The organism is Bradyrhizobium sp. NBAIM14, from assembly GCF_020193895.1.
Taxonomy (GTDB): Bacteria; Pseudomonadota; Alphaproteobacteria; order Rhizobiales; family Xanthobacteraceae; genus Bradyrhizobium; species Bradyrhizobium yuanmingense.
In genome coordinates this window covers 461,256-475,914 of sequence record NZ_JADYVQ010000004.1, presented here as the reverse complement: position 1 = coordinate 475,914, position 14,659 = coordinate 461,256, and the positions used below count along the sequence as shown (strand labels likewise).

General features: G+C 65.0%; 18 protein-coding genes. 9 read left to right on the top strand and 9 right to left on the bottom strand.

What is annotated here, in order from left to right; genetic code table 11:
* Positions 1-13: 13 nt before the first annotated feature.
* Positions 14-1,051, top strand: a complete 1,038-nt coding sequence (locus tag I6F28_RS14015; RefSeq protein WP_225140137.1) for a phenylacetaldoxime dehydratase family protein — start codon at positions 14-16, stop codon at positions 1,049-1,051.
* Here the strand turns inward: I6F28_RS14015 and I6F28_RS14010 are convergent.
* Positions 1,048-1,686 carry an HAD family hydrolase gene (locus tag I6F28_RS14010; RefSeq protein WP_036015178.1) on the bottom strand — a complete coding sequence of 213 codons (639 nt, stop codon included), beginning with the start codon at positions 1,684-1,686 and terminating at the stop codon, positions 1,048-1,050. The two genes, I6F28_RS14015 and I6F28_RS14010, sit on opposite strands and share 4 nt — an antisense overlap.
* Positions 1,687-1,774: 88 nt before the next feature.
* On the opposite strand from I6F28_RS14010, the gene I6F28_RS14005 reads away from it, so the two are divergent.
* The 4 genes from I6F28_RS14005 (at position 1,775) to tsaA (ending at position 4,497) form a co-directional block, all read left to right on the top strand.
* The gene (locus tag I6F28_RS14005) at positions 1,775-2,728 is read left to right on the top strand and encodes a lytic transglycosylase domain-containing protein (protein ID WP_225140136.1); all 954 of its coding nucleotides are present in this window, start codon (positions 1,775-1,777) and stop codon (positions 2,726-2,728) included.
* A gap of 157 nt (positions 2,729-2,885) precedes the next feature.
* Complete coding sequence (locus I6F28_RS14000; protein WP_036039333.1) at positions 2,886-3,626, top strand: AzlC family ABC transporter permease; 741 nt, start codon at positions 2,886-2,888, stop codon at positions 3,624-3,626.
* Positions 3,623-3,973, top strand: a complete 351-nt coding sequence (locus tag I6F28_RS13995) for a branched-chain amino acid transport AzlD family protein (RefSeq protein ID WP_036015173.1) — start codon at positions 3,623-3,625, stop codon at positions 3,971-3,973. The genes I6F28_RS14000 and I6F28_RS13995 overlap by 4 nt, the downstream gene beginning before the upstream one ends.
* Positions 3,974-4,005: 32 nt before the next feature.
* On the top strand, positions 4,006-4,497 hold the full coding sequence (tsaA, locus tag I6F28_RS13990) for a tRNA (N6-threonylcarbamoyladenosine(37)-N6)-methyltransferase TrmO (RefSeq protein WP_036015171.1): 492 nt from the start codon (positions 4,006-4,008) through the stop codon (positions 4,495-4,497).
* A gap of 142 nt (positions 4,498-4,639) precedes the next feature.
* On the opposite strand, the gene I6F28_RS13985 is transcribed toward tsaA, so the two are convergent.
* The 4 genes from I6F28_RS13985 to I6F28_RS13970 form a co-directional block, all read right to left on the bottom strand.
* On the bottom strand, positions 4,640-5,065 hold the full coding sequence (locus I6F28_RS13985; RefSeq protein WP_225140135.1) for an HIT family protein: 426 nt from the start codon (positions 5,063-5,065) through the stop codon (positions 4,640-4,642).
* A 53-nt stretch (positions 5,066-5,118) separates the two neighbouring features.
* A complete protein-coding gene (locus tag I6F28_RS13980) occupies positions 5,119-6,360 on the bottom strand; it encodes a GNAT family N-acetyltransferase (RefSeq protein WP_225140134.1) in 1,242 nt (413 codons plus the stop codon).
* A gap of 198 nt (positions 6,361-6,558) precedes the next feature.
* Complete coding sequence (locus I6F28_RS13975; protein WP_225140133.1) at positions 6,559-7,305, bottom strand: glycerophosphodiester phosphodiesterase; 747 nt, start codon at positions 7,303-7,305, stop codon at positions 6,559-6,561.
* Positions 7,306-7,311: 6 nt separating this feature from the next.
* Positions 7,312-7,779 carry a RidA family protein gene (locus I6F28_RS13970; RefSeq protein WP_225140132.1) on the bottom strand — a complete coding sequence of 156 codons (468 nt, stop codon included), beginning with the start codon at positions 7,777-7,779 and terminating at the stop codon, positions 7,312-7,314.
* A gap of 231 nt (positions 7,780-8,010) precedes the next feature.
* Here I6F28_RS13970 and I6F28_RS13965 point away from each other — a divergent pair, with 231 nt between their 5' ends.
* A complete protein-coding gene (locus I6F28_RS13965; protein WP_225140131.1) occupies positions 8,011-8,856 on the top strand; it encodes a cell envelope integrity EipB family protein in 846 nt (281 codons plus the stop codon).
* Positions 8,857-9,080: 224 nt separating this feature from the next.
* Positions 9,081-9,482, top strand: a complete 402-nt coding sequence (locus tag I6F28_RS13960; RefSeq protein WP_018646938.1) for a RidA family protein — start codon at positions 9,081-9,083, stop codon at positions 9,480-9,482.
* A 101-nt stretch (positions 9,483-9,583) separates the two neighbouring features.
* On the opposite strand, the gene I6F28_RS13955 is transcribed toward I6F28_RS13960, so the two are convergent.
* From I6F28_RS13955 to I6F28_RS13945, 3 genes are read right to left on the bottom strand one after another with little or no spacing between them, the layout of a single operon-like run.
* Positions 9,584-9,991 (bottom strand): ACT domain-containing protein, encoded by a 408-nt coding sequence (locus I6F28_RS13955; RefSeq protein WP_225140130.1) that lies wholly within the window; start codon positions 9,989-9,991, stop codon positions 9,584-9,586.
* Complete coding sequence (locus tag I6F28_RS13950) at positions 9,991-11,295, bottom strand: DNA polymerase IV (RefSeq protein WP_225140129.1); 1,305 nt, start codon at positions 11,293-11,295, stop codon at positions 9,991-9,993. The genes I6F28_RS13955 and I6F28_RS13950 overlap by 1 nt, the downstream gene beginning before the upstream one ends.
* Complete coding sequence (locus I6F28_RS13945; RefSeq protein WP_036015155.1) at positions 11,292-11,603, bottom strand: DUF3572 domain-containing protein; 312 nt, start codon at positions 11,601-11,603, stop codon at positions 11,292-11,294. Before I6F28_RS13945 ends, I6F28_RS13950 begins: the two co-directional genes overlap by 4 nt.
* A gap of 242 nt (positions 11,604-11,845) precedes the next feature.
* Here I6F28_RS13945 and I6F28_RS13940 point away from each other — a divergent pair, with 242 nt between their 5' ends.
* Positions 11,846-12,211 (top strand): response regulator, encoded by a 366-nt coding sequence (locus tag I6F28_RS13940; protein WP_008566616.1) that lies wholly within the window; start codon positions 11,846-11,848, stop codon positions 12,209-12,211.
* A gap of 14 nt (positions 12,212-12,225) precedes the next feature.
* The gene (locus I6F28_RS13935) at positions 12,226-13,599 is read left to right on the top strand and encodes a PleD family two-component system response regulator (RefSeq protein ID WP_036025582.1); all 1,374 of its coding nucleotides are present in this window, start codon (positions 12,226-12,228) and stop codon (positions 13,597-13,599) included.
* 346 nt (positions 13,600-13,945) lie between these two features.
* On the opposite strand, the gene I6F28_RS13930 is transcribed toward I6F28_RS13935, so the two are convergent.
* A complete protein-coding gene (locus tag I6F28_RS13930; RefSeq protein ID WP_346656737.1) occupies positions 13,946-14,554 on the bottom strand; it encodes a TetR/AcrR family transcriptional regulator in 609 nt (202 codons plus the stop codon).
* Positions 14,555-14,659: the final 105 nt, after the last annotated feature.

Here is a 14,659-nt window from a genome sequence, read left to right as displayed (position 1 = left end):
GGAGGGCATGGCTATGGAATCCGCTATTCCTGCGCATCTCGAAACTCCACGCGCGCGCCACAAGCGCGTGCCGGACGATTACCAGCCGCCATATCCGTCCTTCGTGGCGCGCTACAAACCTTCGGTCGGCCGCGTCGTAATGGCCTATTTCGGTGTCCAGCATGGCGGTGCGGCACCGGCGGCAATGGAGGCGTTGAAAGAACTCGCAGGACTGTTCGCAATGGATGGCGGTCCGTCGCATTGGGACCGGGCAAGTTATACAGATCAGTTTGGCTCTGAGAATGTTGTCATGGTCGCTTATTGGGACGATCTCGCGCGCTTTGATGCCTGGTTCGCGGGGGCTCGCGAGATGTGGACCGGGCGGCAACGCGACGGCATCGGTACCTTCATCGAGGTGCTGCGTCCCGTTGTGGCCCGTCACGAGACGCTGTTCTCCTCGCCCGATCGGCCAGAAGGTATCGCCGTCGTTGCGGAAGGCATGAGCGGCGAGGTGCAGGAGCACGCCTATTGGGGCGGGATGCGCGACCGTATCCCGCTGTCGCAGACTGATGCGATGGCGCCTGGTGGCGCGCCTGAGCTGATTTGCGACGGCCCGCGGCTGAGAGTCGTGGCGCACGATAATCTCTGCCTGATCCGGTCCGGGCAGGACTGGAGCGATACGGAAGCATCCGAGCGAAAGCTCTATCTCGACGACGTCGAACCGGTGCTACGCGAAGGCATGGACTTTCTGCGCGATGATGGCCTCGCGATTGGCTGCTATGCCAACCGCTACATGCAGGTGCTGGCGGCCGACGGAAGCGCGAGCGAAAAATCCTACGGGCAGAGCTGGTGGAAGAGCCTCGCCGCGCTCGAACGCTGGGCGGAGTCGCATCCGACCCATGTCAGGATCTTCGGCGCGGCCATGAAATATCTGTCGACGCTCGGGCCGTCAGCCAAGCTGCGGCTCTATCACGAAGTGACGGTGGCGGCCGCCGACGAACAGTTCTTCGAATATCTGAACTGTCACCCGAAGACAGGCATGCTAGCGGCGGTCGAAACTGTCAGCACCTAAGCGACACAATGGCCGAGCAGCTCGGGATGTGCCGCGCAGATGTGATGCGCGCCGGCCTCCCGCAGCTCGGCCTCGCTGCCGTAGCCGTAGAGCACGCCGATGGCGGTCATCCCGTTGGTCCTGGCGCCGACCACGTCGTGGCTGCGGTCGCCGATCATGATCGCGCTGTTCGCATCGACGCTGGTCTCGTCGAGCGCGTAGCGAAGCAAGTCGCGCTTGTCGACACGCGTGCCGTCGAGCTCGGAGCCGAACACGCGTTCGAAATACGGCTTCAAGCCGAAATGATCGACGATGCGGCTGGCGTAGACGGCGGGCTTGCTGGTCGCCACGAACATGCGCTGACGTGTCGCTGCGAGCGAAGATAACGTGTCCGTAATTCCGCTGTAAGCCTCGTTCTCGAACAGGCCGATATCGCTAAAGCGCTCGCGATAGAGCAGCAGTGCTCGGTCGGCGAGCTCATCGGCTCCGGTGAGCTTGCGAAGGCTGGCAAGCAGCGGAGGGCCGATGCACCAGGTCAGTTCGTCCTCGCTCGGCACGGGAACGCCGAGCCGTTCCAGCGCATATTGGATCGAGCGGGTGATCCCGGGCTTCGGGTTCGTCAGCGTGCCGTCGAGATCAAAAAAGATTGTCACCATCGGGCATGACCGGTGTTGATACTGCCGTCTGTTGCTAGTTGGCTCTGGTTCCAAGTCAAGGTCCGATTTGTCCGATAGCGTCAATGCCATGCGAATAGCTCGGGTCGTTACTGTGTTGTGCCAGGCTTTGCTGCTGGCACCGGCGCTCGCGGAGGAGGCACCCTCCACCGATGCGCGTCCGAAGGCCGAGGAACCCGAGAAGCCAGCGGAGAAACCGAAAGATGCCCGCGAGAGCGACACGCGGGAGTCGATCTGCCTGATCGTGGAGGCGGCCGCGCGCGACAATAACCTGCCGCTGGAATTCTTCGCGCGCGTGATCTGGCAGGAAAGCCGCTTCCAGGCCGATGCGGTCGGGCCCATGACGCGCAGCGGCCAGCATGCGCAGGGGATCGCGCAGTTCATGCCGGGCACTGCCAGCGAGCGCGGGCTGCTCGATCCGTTCAATCCGGTGCAGGCTTTGCCGAAGTCGGCCGAATTCCTGAATGAGCTGCGCAACCAGTTCGGCAATCTCGGCCTTGCCGCGGCCGCCTACAATGCCGGCCCCCGGCGCGTGCAGGAATGGCTCGCCGGCACCGGGCCGATGCCGGAGCAGACCCGCAATTACGTCTATGCCATCACCGGCACCAGCGTCGATGCCTGGGCCAAGGCGGGGAGCACCGGCAAGGGACCACCGAGCTCGCCGACGACGAGCTGCCGTGATCTGATCGCGCTGCTCAAGCGTGCTCCCAATCCATTCGTCGCCGAGCTCGAGCAGCATGTCGAGCTTGCAGCCGCAAAGATCTGGGGCGTGCAGCTCGCGGCCGGCTTCGACCGCAACAGGGCGCTCGCGATGTATTCCCGGGCCGTGACGAAACTGAGCACCGTGATCGGCGAGCGTGATCCGAGCCTGCTCTCCTCGGTGATGCGCAGCCGTGGCACGCGCGCGTTCTATCAGGTCCGCATCGGCGCGGATACGCGCGCCGAGGCTGATGATCTGTGCAACCGCATCCGCAAGGCGGGCGGGGCGTGTTTCGTGCTGAGGAACAGGGGTGTGGCGGGGTAGGATGAGCCGTCATTCCGGGTTCGCGCCAAGTGCAGCGCCCCCGAATGACGGCGGTGAGCCTGGCTGTCATGCATGCCAGCCCCGCCGCGCCTTTCCTTGACGCGCGCACCCGTCTCGCTCGTTATGCGGGCACGATTCCTCACCGGCCAAAGCTCCCGTGGCGCTTCCTCCGCTCGATTCACCGCAATGGAATAGTCCCTGGCGCGCCTTCGCGTGGGGACTGCGCTCGATCACGCAGACGATCCTCACCATCGTGCTGTTCGTGACCTATCTCGGCATCGGTGCGCTCGCTCACGACACCCATTTCAGCCTGCTCTGGGCATTGTGCTCGACGCTGTTCGTCTGGGCAGGTCCGGCGCAGATCATCCTGATCACCACGCTCGGCTCGGGCGCCACCATCATCCAGTCGGCGATCGCGGTGACCGTCAGCGCCATCCGCCTGTTTCCAATGGTGGTCTCGGTGCTGCCGCTGATGCGCACACCCACGACCAAGCGGCGCGAGCTGATTTTCGCCGCGCATCTCACCGCAGTGACGCTGTGGGTCGAATGCCACCGCTTCCTGCCGCAGGTGCCGCGCGAACGGCGGATCGCCTTCGTCCACGGGCTCGGCTGCGGGCTCGTCTCCGTGTGCCTTGTCGCCAATATCGTCGGCTATTTCCTCGCCGCCAACCTGACGCAGACGCTTGGTGCGGCGATCCTGTTGCTGACGCCGCTGTCGTTCCTGTTCTCGACGGCGCGCAACAGCCGCGAGGTCGCCGACGTCGTCGCGCTCGTGCTGGGCATCGTGCTCTATCCGCTGGCGGCGAAGATGAACTCCGGCCTCGATATCCTCGTCAGCGGCGTGGTCGCCGGGACGATCGCTTATGGCGTGCACTGGTGGCGGGAGGTACGCGCATGAGCTTTGCGCAAGCGATCGGCGACTGGCACGCGCTGGCCGTCCTGTTCGTCGCCGGCGTCGTTCCCAACCAGATCTGGCGCATGCTGGGCCTGTGGTTCGGCGGCGGCATCGACGAGGGCTCGGAGCTGCTGGTCTGGGTCAGGGCGGTCGCCACCGCGATCCTGGCCGGCGTCATCGCCCAGATCGTGGTCCAGCCGCCGGGGGCGCTGGCCAGCGTGCCTGATGTCCTGCGCTATGGCGCGGTCGGTGCCGGGCTCGTCGTTTTCCTGCTGACCCGCCGTTCGATCTTCGCGGGCGTGGTCACGGGCGAAGTCTTCATGCTGGCCGGCAAGTGGTGGTTGGGCTAAAACCGCCAGCGAACAGCCAGGGAACAGGACATATGGTTCGCGAACAGGAGCTCCGCGAGGGCGAGGTCGCCATCGAGCTGCCGCCGACGCAAGATGCCGGCCTCGTCTTCATCGGCCGGATCCGCACGCCCTGGTCGTCGCGGCTGGAGACGCCGCGGCAGGGACGTCAGGACGGTCCGATCTGCCGCCTCGAGATCTTCGAGCCGTTCGTGCCGGCCATCAAGGGCGTCGACTTCTACAGCAACCTCGAAGTGCTCTATTGGCTCGACCGCTCGCGCCGCGACATCGTCCTGCAGAGCCCGAAGAACAACGAGAAGACCCGCGGCACCTTTTCGCTGCGCTCGCCGGTGCGGCCCAATCCGATCGGCACCTCGATCGTCAAGCTGGTCGGCATCGAGGGCAATGCCATCCTGGTGCGCGGCCTCGATTGCATCGACAACACGCCGCTGATCGACATCAAGCCCGACCGCTGCGAGTTCACGCCGCTGGCCGCGCCGCAAAAGGGTGATTTCGAGACGGGGTAATCCGTCATTCCGGGGCGACGCGAAGCGTCGAGCTACGGTGCGCAATTGCGCACCTGAGAATCCATCGGGCAGCAATGACGATGGTGAGATGGATTCCGGGTTCGCGCCAAGAGGCGCGCCCCGGAATGACGAGTTGATAGAGCTACCCCTTCAACGCCGCCATCAGCTTCGCCGCGTGCGCCTGCAGCACCTTATCGTCTTCCTTGCGGCTCGCGGGCGGCAGCATGGCGACGCCATCGTGGCGGGGCATCACGTGCATGTGCAGGTGAAACACCACCTGTCCGCCGGCAGGCTCGTTGAACTGCTGCACTGTGATGCCGTCGGCATTGAACGCCTTCATTGCGGCGGCCGCGATCTTGTGCGCGCCTCGGGCGACATGGGCGTAATCGTCGGGCTTGATGTCGAGGATGTTGCGGGCAGGAGCCTTCGGGATCACCAGCGTGTGACCGGGCACGCGCGGCATGATGTCGAGGAAGGCGAAGACGTGCTCATCCTCGTAGACCTTGTAGCAGGGCAGCTCGCCGCGCAGGATTTTCGCGAAGATGTTGTTAGTGTCGTAGGCGGTCATGGCGGCGGCTCCTCGAACGATTTGCGCTTACTGTCACCAGCCGTGGCGACGCGTCAAGGCGCCTCGTCGGCCGCTTTGCGGAACGGGCCGAGCTCGGCGAGCTCTCGTCCGGCTTCCGCGACATAGGCGCGCTCGCGCTTGAGGTAATCGTCGATGGCGCGGCGCAGGCCGGGATCGGCGATGAAGTGGGCGGAATGAGTGGTGCGCGGCAGGTAGCCGCGCGCGATCTTGTGCTCGCCCTGTGCGCCGGCCTCGACGTGTTTGAGGCCGCGCTTGATCGCGAAATCGATCGCCTGGTAGTAGCAGACCTCGAAATGCAGGAACGGGTGATGCTCGACCGCGCCCCAGTTGCGGCCGAACAGCGTGTCCGAGCCGATGAAGTTGATCGCGCCCGCAATCCAGCGATTGTTACGGCGGGCCATCACCAGCAGCACGTCCTCGCTCATGGACTCGCCGATCAGCGAGAAGAACTCGCGCGTCAGATACGGCCGACCCCATTTGCGCGAGCCGGTCTCCATGTAGAATGCGAAGAAGGCATCCCAGGCATCCTCGGTGATGTCCTTGCCGGTGAGCCAGTGAATGGTGACGCCGGCGGCCAGTGCATCGCGCCGCTCGCGCTTGATCGACTTGCGGTGGCGCGAGTTCAGCGTCGCCAGGAAGTCGTCGAAGCTCGCAAAGCCCTCATTGTGCCAGTGGAACTGCTGGTCGGTGCGCTGGAGGAAGCCGTGCTCGGCGAGCAGCTTCCATTCTGACTCCCGCGCGAAGGTGACGTGGACGGAGGAGGCCTTGCTGACGCCGCACAGCGCTATGAGTCCACTCGCCAGCGCCTCGGTGATACGCTCGCGATCGACGCCATCACGCACCAGCAGCCGCGGCCCCGTGGCCGGCGTGAAGGGAACCGAGACCTGGAGCTTCGGGTAGTAGCGCCCGCCGGCGCGCTCATAGGCATCCGCCCAGCCGCGATCGAAGACGTACTCGCCCTGGCTGTGCGATTTCAGATAGCAGGGCACGACGCCAGCCACGCGGCCGCCGAGCCGAGCGACCAGATGCCGGGGTCCCCAGCCAGTCCGGATCGTGGCCGAACCCGATTTCTCGGCCGCAGAGAGAAAGGCGTGGGAGACGAACGGGTTATAGGCGGGTTTTAAGATGTTGGCGGAATCGCCTGGAAGAGCGGATGAGGTTCCCGCGCCATGGCCATTACAAGCTTTGCCCGGATTCGCGCAGGCGTCCCAATCCTCGGGCGAGACTTCGCCGATGGACGGGACGGCCTCGAGCGTGATTTCGGATGATGGCATCGTGCCCAAGATCGTGCATTGCAGCAGCGACTTCAAGGGGTGGAGAAAGCTCGCTCTCGTGCCCCGGACGCAGCGCAGCGCTCCTTCAGCGGGCGCTGCAGAGCCGGGGCCCATGTGGCAGCGCGCTCGTCGAGAGATGGGTCCCGGCTCTCCGCCGCAACGCTGAAGCGTTGCAGCTTGTCCGGGACACGCGAGGTGCTACGGCACGAACCCCTCGAAGATCATCTGGTCCGCATACCGCCCGACCCGGCTCCGCTGCTCCGGGGTGCGGACGGTCCAGCCGAGCAGGGCGCAGCCGAACAGGTTGCGGGCGATCCAGGGGGCGGGGGCCGGCAGGTGGTCGATCTTGAAGGCGACGAAATGCGGCCGGGTTTGCAAGCCGTGGCGCAAGTACAGCATGCTGTCACGCTGCTCTTGGGTGAGGTTGGCCCAGTACTCGTCCTCATAGCTGCGCTGGGCGACGATGCCGCGCGGACGATTGGGCAACAGGTCACGTAGCGCCAGCACCTGGTCGGGATCGAAGGACATGCCGACAGCGGGGCCGTCATACGAGGCCAACACCTCGGCCATCCGCTTCACCAGCTTGCGATCGCCGCCGAAATGGCTCTTCACCTCGATTACCAGGGGCACACGTCCGGCGACCATGGCGCAGAGGTCGGCGAGCGACATCATCCGCTCGTCGGTGTCCTTGAACCTGACGGCCTTCAGCTCGGTCGCGGTCTTTGCGATCACCTCGCCGGTGGCCTCGGTGAGTCGGCCCAGGGCATGGTCGTGATGGACCATGGCCTCGCCGTCGGCCGAGAGCTGGATATCGACCTCGATCGCAAAATTACCAGCAATCGCAGCCTGCACCGCGCCCGGCATGTTCTCGACGATGCCGCGCGAAATGTCATGCAAGCCGCGATGGGCGACCGGCCGCGCTGTCAGCCAATCCGGAGCGCGCATTTGGCGTCAGGCGACCTCGAACACGCCTTCGACCTCGACCGCCGCATCCGCGGGCAGCGAGGCGACGCCGACGGTGGTGCGGGCGTGGCGGCCCTTGTCCCCGAAGGCGGCAATCATCAGGTCGGAGGCGCCGTTGAGCACCTTCGGCCCATCCAGGAAATCCGGGGCCGAGTTGATGAAGCCGCCGAGGCGCACCACGCGTACGACCTTGTCGAGATCGCCGAGCGCCGCCTTGACCTGGGACAACAGGTTGACGGCGCAGCCGCGCGCGGCTGCGGCGCCGTCCTCGATCGAGACGCCGGCGCCCAGCTTGCCCTTGGCGATCAGCTTGCCGGCGGGGTCGAAGCAGACCTGGCCGGAGACGAAGAGGAGGTTGCCCGTGCGCACAAAGGGCACATAGTTGGCGACGGGGGAGGGGGCCTCGTGCAGCTTGATGCCTTGCTCCGCCAGTTTCTGCTCGACCGTGCCCGCCATGTCCGACCTCGTTGTCCAAAAATCCTTCGCTCCGGCGCGTCCCCTGGATGGCCGGGCGCGCCCTGTTTCGCCCATCGTGCCGCCACATGCAAGCAACCGGAGGGGCTGCATTTTGTTGAGGCTGGCCGGCAGGTTCAACGTGGAGGGGCAATTTTACGTGGACGGCCTCAGTTGCGGCGCAATGGAACGGTCATTAAAATGTCGAATCTGCGCTTTCCTCAGGGAACAGACATGGTGCATCTTTTCCGGACTTCGCTCGGTGTGATGGCGCTTGCCGCGGCGAGTGTCGGCCTTGGCGGCGTAGCCGAGGCCGCCAACGGTCCGTTTCTCGCGCACCAGGCGCTGTATGATCTCCGCCTCGTCAAATCGCGCACCAATTCGGTCAATAGCGCCCGCGGCCGGATCCTCTACAATTTCACGGGGAACGCCTGCGAGGGCTATACCTCGGAATTCCGCCAGGTCTCCGAGCTCGACAGCGGCGAGGGCAAGGTCACGCTCAGCGACCTCCGCTCCAACTCCTGGGAGGACGCCGCCGGCAAGAGCTACCGTTTCAAGATCGAGACGCGCATGAACGAGGCGGATGCCGGCCGCGTCGACGGCTCGGCCGAGCGCGACGGCGACCACATCAACGTCAAGCTGAAGCTTCCGGCGCCGAAGACGTTCACGCTCGACGGCAAGATCGTGTTCCCGACCGAGCAGATCCAGCGCATCATCGCCGCCGCGAAGGAAGGCAAATCGCTGCTGGAGCTCTCCGTCTATGACGGCTCCGATGACGGCCAGAAGGTCTACAACACGCTGACCGTGATCGGTCAGCCGATCCCCGCCGACCGCGCCACCTCGTCCGATCCGTCGACTGCGGACGAGCACATGAAGTCGCTCAAGCGCTGGCCAGTCACCGTCAGCTATTTCGACCGCGAGGCCCAGCAGAAGGAGGGCGAGCAGACGCCGGTCTATGCGATGGCGTTCGAGCTCTACGAGAACGGCGTCTCGCGCCAGCTCATGCTCGACTACAACGATTTCGTCATCTCCGGCGCCATGGGCAAGTTCGACGTGAAGGACAGCAAGCCCTGTAATTGAGGGCTAGGTCTCTCGTCGCGAGCAGCGTCGTAGGGTGGGCAAAGCGGATCGTGCCCACGCTTTCTCTCGATAATCGTTGATAGATGGTGGGCACGGCGCAAGTGCGCCTTTGCCCACCCTACGAGATCTCTCTTGGTCGCTTCGCTCCTCGCAATGACGGGGCTAGCTCTCGTCACACTCTCCCGCTACGCTCCCTCCCAACCACAAATTCGGGGAGCCAGCCCATGCCGAAGCTCGACCATCTCCGCCCCAGCGGCCTGCATCACAATCCAGCCTATTCCCACGTCGTCACCGCGACGGGGGCGCGCACGATCTACATTTCCGGCCAGGTCTCGACCGACGAGGAGGGCCGGATCGTCGGCGAGGGCGATATCGCTGCGCAGACCACCCAGGTGATGCAGAATCTCGGCCTCGCGCTGAAGGCCGCGGGGGCGAGCTATTCCAACATCGTCAAGATCACGACCTTCGTGGTGAACTACAAGCCGGAGCTGCGGCCCATCATCGGCAAGGCCCGCTCGGCCTTCTTCGAAGGCATGGAGCCGCCAGCCTCGACGCTCGTCGGCGTCTCCGCGCTCGCTGCGCCGGAATGGCTGATCGAGATCGAGGCGGTCGCGGTTGCGGATTGAGGTTTTCCTGTAGCCCGGATGAAGCGCAAGCGTAATCCGGGAAGCCTGTCGCCACGGAGCACTGTCCCGGATTGCGCTCCGCTCCATCCGGGCTACAGCTGCTATGAGTGCTTCGCCTCTGACACCTCTTGTAGAGCCGCCATCGCTTCGTCGGCTCTGTCGGACGGTACGAAGAGATAGTCGTGGTGGAACGCCGACACGGCATTCACGCTGATGCCGGCGTCGGCGAGGCGCGCCGTGATTGCCGCCAGGAAGCCGACCGCATCGAGCGCGGAGTGAACCGTGAGCGTGATCAGGCGTGAGGCGAATTCGTAGCGCAGTCCTGCGCGTTCGGCATCCTCCAGCGGTGCTACGACGGTTGTGCCCTCCGGCTCGCGGAAGATCAGGAGCGGATCGACTGCTGCGGGAATAGTCTCGTCTGCCGCGATCGTGCAAAATACGAAGGTGCCCGGTCGCAGCTCCGGCTTCATCAGTCTCAGCAGCGCATTGAGATCGCGTTCACCCGTCATCACTCCTGCGCCTTCTCCGGGCCCTCATAGGCAATGCCGCGGATCACCGCGGCGCTGCCGAACTTCTTGCGCAGGCTGTCGACCGCGCGTTCGGCGTGGGCGGCGCGGCGGTCGAGCATGTCGGTGTCATCGATCGCCGAGCCCTCGCGCAGCGCGCTGACGCCGGCGCCCATCAGGCGGAAGGCGGTGCCGTCGATTTCCTTGGCCAGCATCTCGCGGCAGATCGAGAAGATCTTCGCGGCCAGCTGCGTCGGGGCGGCGATCGATTGCGAGCGCGTGCGCTGGCGGAAATCGGCGGTCTTCAACTTCAGCGTCACGGTGGAGCCGGCGAGTTCGCTGCTCTTCAGGCGCGACGACGTCTTCTCGCAGAGTCGCCACAGGATCTTCTCCAGCGTCGCGAAATCGCGGATGTCGGTCTCGAACGTCGTCTCGCTTGAAATGGTCTTGGCGCCGCGGTCAGGCTCGACGCGGCGGTCGTCGATGCCGCGTGCGAGCCGCCACAGCCTGCGGCCCTCGCTCGGAAACTGCCGCATCATCTCGATCTCGTCGGCCTTCTGCAGATCGGCGATGATGCGGAAGCCGCGCTGCACCAGGCGTTCCTGCGTCGCGGGACCGACGCCGAAGATGAAGCCGACCGGCTTTTCCGCCAGCATCAACCGCGCTTCCTCCTGGTCGAGCGCGGCAAAGCCTCTGGGCTTGTCGAGGTCGGAGGCGATCTTGGCCAGGAACTTGTTGCAGGACAGGCCGACCGAGACGGTGATGCCGATGTCGCGCTCGACGTCGCGGGCAAAGCGCGCCAGCACCTTGGCGGGGATCATGCCGTGCACCCGCTCGGTGCCGGAGAGATCGAGGAAGGCCTCGTCGATCGAGAGCGGCTCGACCAGCGGCGTCAGCGCCTGCATGGCCTGGCGGACCTCGCGGCCGACCCGGACGTACTTTGCCATGTCCGGGCGGATCACGGTCGCATGCGGGCAGGCTTCCAATGCCTTGAACATCGGCATCGCCGAGCGAACGCCATAGGTGCGCGCGATGTAGCAGGCCGCCGACACCACGCCGCGCTTGCCCCCGCCGATGATGACGGGCTTGTCGGCGATGTCAGGGTTGTCGCGCTTCTCGACCGTCGCGTAGAAGGCGTCGCAGTCGATATGGGCAATCGTCAGGCCGGCGAGCGAGCGGTGGCGGAAGAGGCGTGGGGAACCGCAGGCCGAGCAGCGCCGCACGCCCAGGTTCTGTACGCCCATGTCGAGGTCGGCCAGACAATCCCGGCAGAAGCAGCGGGGCCCGGCCGGCTCTGGGACGCTCACGGCACGTCGCGCTCCCAGGAGGGGTCACCGAGCGCATCGCCGAGGACCTGCCGCGCCGCGGCAACGTTGGTCGGGTGCAGTTCCGCCACCTTGGCAAAGGCCTTCACCGTGGCATCGTCCCGCATCACGAAATCGAGCACGCTGAGGAGGAAATTCGGGTCCGCGGCGGCGTTGCGCAGGGTCTCCGGACCGACCCCCGTCTCGGCCAGGAACAGGCCCAGCCGCTCAGGCTCGCCCGCGACGAAGGACAGGGCCTGAATCGCAACGATTTCAGCGACTTCGCGGGGGTTGTGAACAGGCTTTTTCACGGGGACGGTTTGCCTTTCCGTTAACTTTCAGTCTCTAATTTGGAATCATCATGCCCGAGTCTCGTGCTCAAGTCTTCCGGCCCCGGACAAGCAACTGGAAACCACATCGCAGAAAGTGGACCCTCGGGTTTAACGAAACTCAAGCGAATCTGAGGCTAGTTTGAATCCAGTTTTCGAAACGCCGGGAAGCGGCGTCTGAGGCGTCACATGTACCGGTCCTTCGGACCAATCAGGAGGGCGGGATGGCTAAGACCGTCCTGATCGTGGAAGACAACGAGCTCAACATGAAGCTCTTCCGCGACCTGTTGGAGGCGCACGGGTACCAGACCTCCGGCACCAGCAACGGCTACGAGGCGCTCGACCTCGTGCGCAAGATGCGGCCCGACCTCGTGCTGATGGACATCCAGCTGCCGCAGGTCTCCGGCCTCGAGGTGACGCGCTGGATCAAGGACGATCCGGAGCTGCGCGCCATTCCAGTCGTCGCGGTCACGGCGTTCGCGATGAAGGGCGACGAAGAGCGCATCCGCGAGGGCGGCTGCGAAGCCTATTTGTCCAAGCCGATCTCGGTCGGCAAATTCATTGAGACGGTCCGGCGTTTTATCGGATAGGAAGTGAGTTCACAGTGTCCGCGCGTATCCTGGTCGTCGACGACGTCCCCGCCAACGTCAAGCTGTTAGAGGCCCGCCTTTCCGCCGAATATTTCGACGTGATGACCGCCGCGAACGGCACCGAGGCGCTCGCGATCTCAAGGCGTGCCGAATGCGACATCATCCTGCTCGACGTGATGATGCCCGACATGGACGGCTTCGAGGTCTGCCGCCGCCTCAAGACCGATCCGGCGACGCACCACATTCCCGTCGTGATGGTCACCGCGCTCGACAGCCCCGCCGACCGCAACCGCGGGCTCGAGGCCGGTGCCGACGACTTCCTGACCAAACCCGTCTCCGACGTCGTGCTGATCGCGCGGGTGCGCTCGCTGACGCGGCTGAAGATGATGACGGATGAGCTGCGCATGCGCGCCATCACCTCGCTCGAGATCGGCATGCAGGCGCCCGAGCGCAGTGCGATCGCCGACACCGGCAAGGGCGGCCGCATCCTCCTGGTCGACGACCGCCAGTCCTCCTACGAGCGGCTGGCGACGATCCTCGCCGCCGAGCACACCATCGACGTCGAGCCGAACCCGACGGAGGCGCTGTTCCACGCCGCCGAAGGCAATTACGACCTCCTGATCGTCTCGCTCGACCTCAACAATTTCGACGGCCTGCGCCTATGCAGCCAGGCGCGATCGCTGGAGCGCACGCGGCACGTGCCGATCCTGGCCATCGCCGACCCCGAGAACTCGACACGGCTGCTGCGCGGCCTCGAGATCGGCGTCAACGACTACCTGCTGCGCCCGATCGACAAGACCGAGCTCTTGGCGCGCGCCCGCACCCAGATCCGCCGCCGCCGCTACACCGATCATTTGCGCGACAATGTGCAGAACTCGATCGAGATGGCGATCACCGACGCGCTCACCGGCCTGCACAATCGCCGCTACATGGAGAGCCATCTGGCGACGCTCGCCGAGCAGGCCGCGACCCGTGGCAAGCCGCTGGCGCTGATGATCCTGGACATCGACTATTTTAAGTCGATCAACGACAATTACGGCCACGATGCCGGCGACGACGTGCTGCGCGAGTTCGCGGTGCGGGTGCGCAAATCGATCCGCGGCATTGATCTCGCCTGCCGTTACGGCGGCGAGGAATTCGTCATCGTGATGCCCGAGACCGATCTCCATGTTGCCGGCATGGTCGCCGAGCGCCTGCGCCGCTCGATAGCGGGTGAGCCCTTCGCGATCCACAAGGGGGCGAAGCGCATCGAGGTCACGATCTCGATCGGCCTCACCACGCTCGAGCGAAAGGGCGAGGCGGTGGCCGACGTCCTCAAGCGCGCCGACACGGCGCTCTACCGGGCCAAGCACGACGGGCGTAACCGCGTGGTGTCGCAGGCGGCGTGAGGGCCGCCCGCACAAAGTTGCGAAAACAACCCCATGCACAGTAGCCGCCGCGAGCGGGATCAATGGGTTACCCGGGTGGCGAGATAATTTGCGCCGGCAGCGGCGTCGTTTGACCCGTCGGGCAAAACAGGAGCATATTGGTAGGGTCGCGAAATGGTCCTGACGGGTAGTCAGGCGCCCGCGCTTTCTCCACAAATCCCGGTGTCATTCCCCGCCTTGTGCGCAGTCGCGCACTGGAGCGGGGAATCCAGTACGCCGCAGCGTCTCGGGTCTAGCTTCACTGTCTCTGGAATACTGGATCACCCGCTTTCGCGGGTGATGACAGCGAGCGATCAGGCGACAGCGGTTAGTCTGGAGCGCGCTTGCTCCGTTTCTCCGCCGGCTTCGCATCCTCGCCAACATCCACCCCCGCATTCCGCAGCAACACCTTCGCCGCTTCCTTCGCGGCTCTGGCCATCGCCGGATCATCGCGCACGAGGTCCTGCGCGATGGAGCCGTCGACCAGCAGCACGAGCTGCGTCGCGAGCGCGTCCGCTTCGGCAACGCCGAGCTCGGTCAGGCGGTCGCGAAACCAGAGGCGGCGGCTTTCCTTGAAGGCGATCGCGATCTTCTTCACGGCGCGGTCGCCGGGGCCGAGCTCGGCGACCGCATTGACGAACGGGCAGCCGCGAAAGTCTTTCGCCGCGAAGCGTTGCTCCAGCGAATCGAACGTTCCGAGGATCTGCTCGGCGGGCGGCTTGTCGGAGGGGCGTGCGCTGACAAAGCGGCGCTCGAGATAGGCCGCGATCAGCGCGTCCTTGGACGGGAAGTGATTGTAGAGCGTGCGCTTACTGATGCCGACCTCGGCCGCGATGGTATCGACGCCGATGGCGCGAATGCCTTGCAGATAGAACAGCTTGTCGGCGGTCTGAAGGATCCGCTCTTTCATCGTCTGTGGGGCAGGCGGGGGAGCCATGCGGAGCTAAGCGTCCTGTTCGCTTGACAGCCGCTTCCATCTATAGCCTAAGTGCACAGGTCTGTGTACCCAAAAACATCGGCAAAAGCAGACGACGGCACGCGT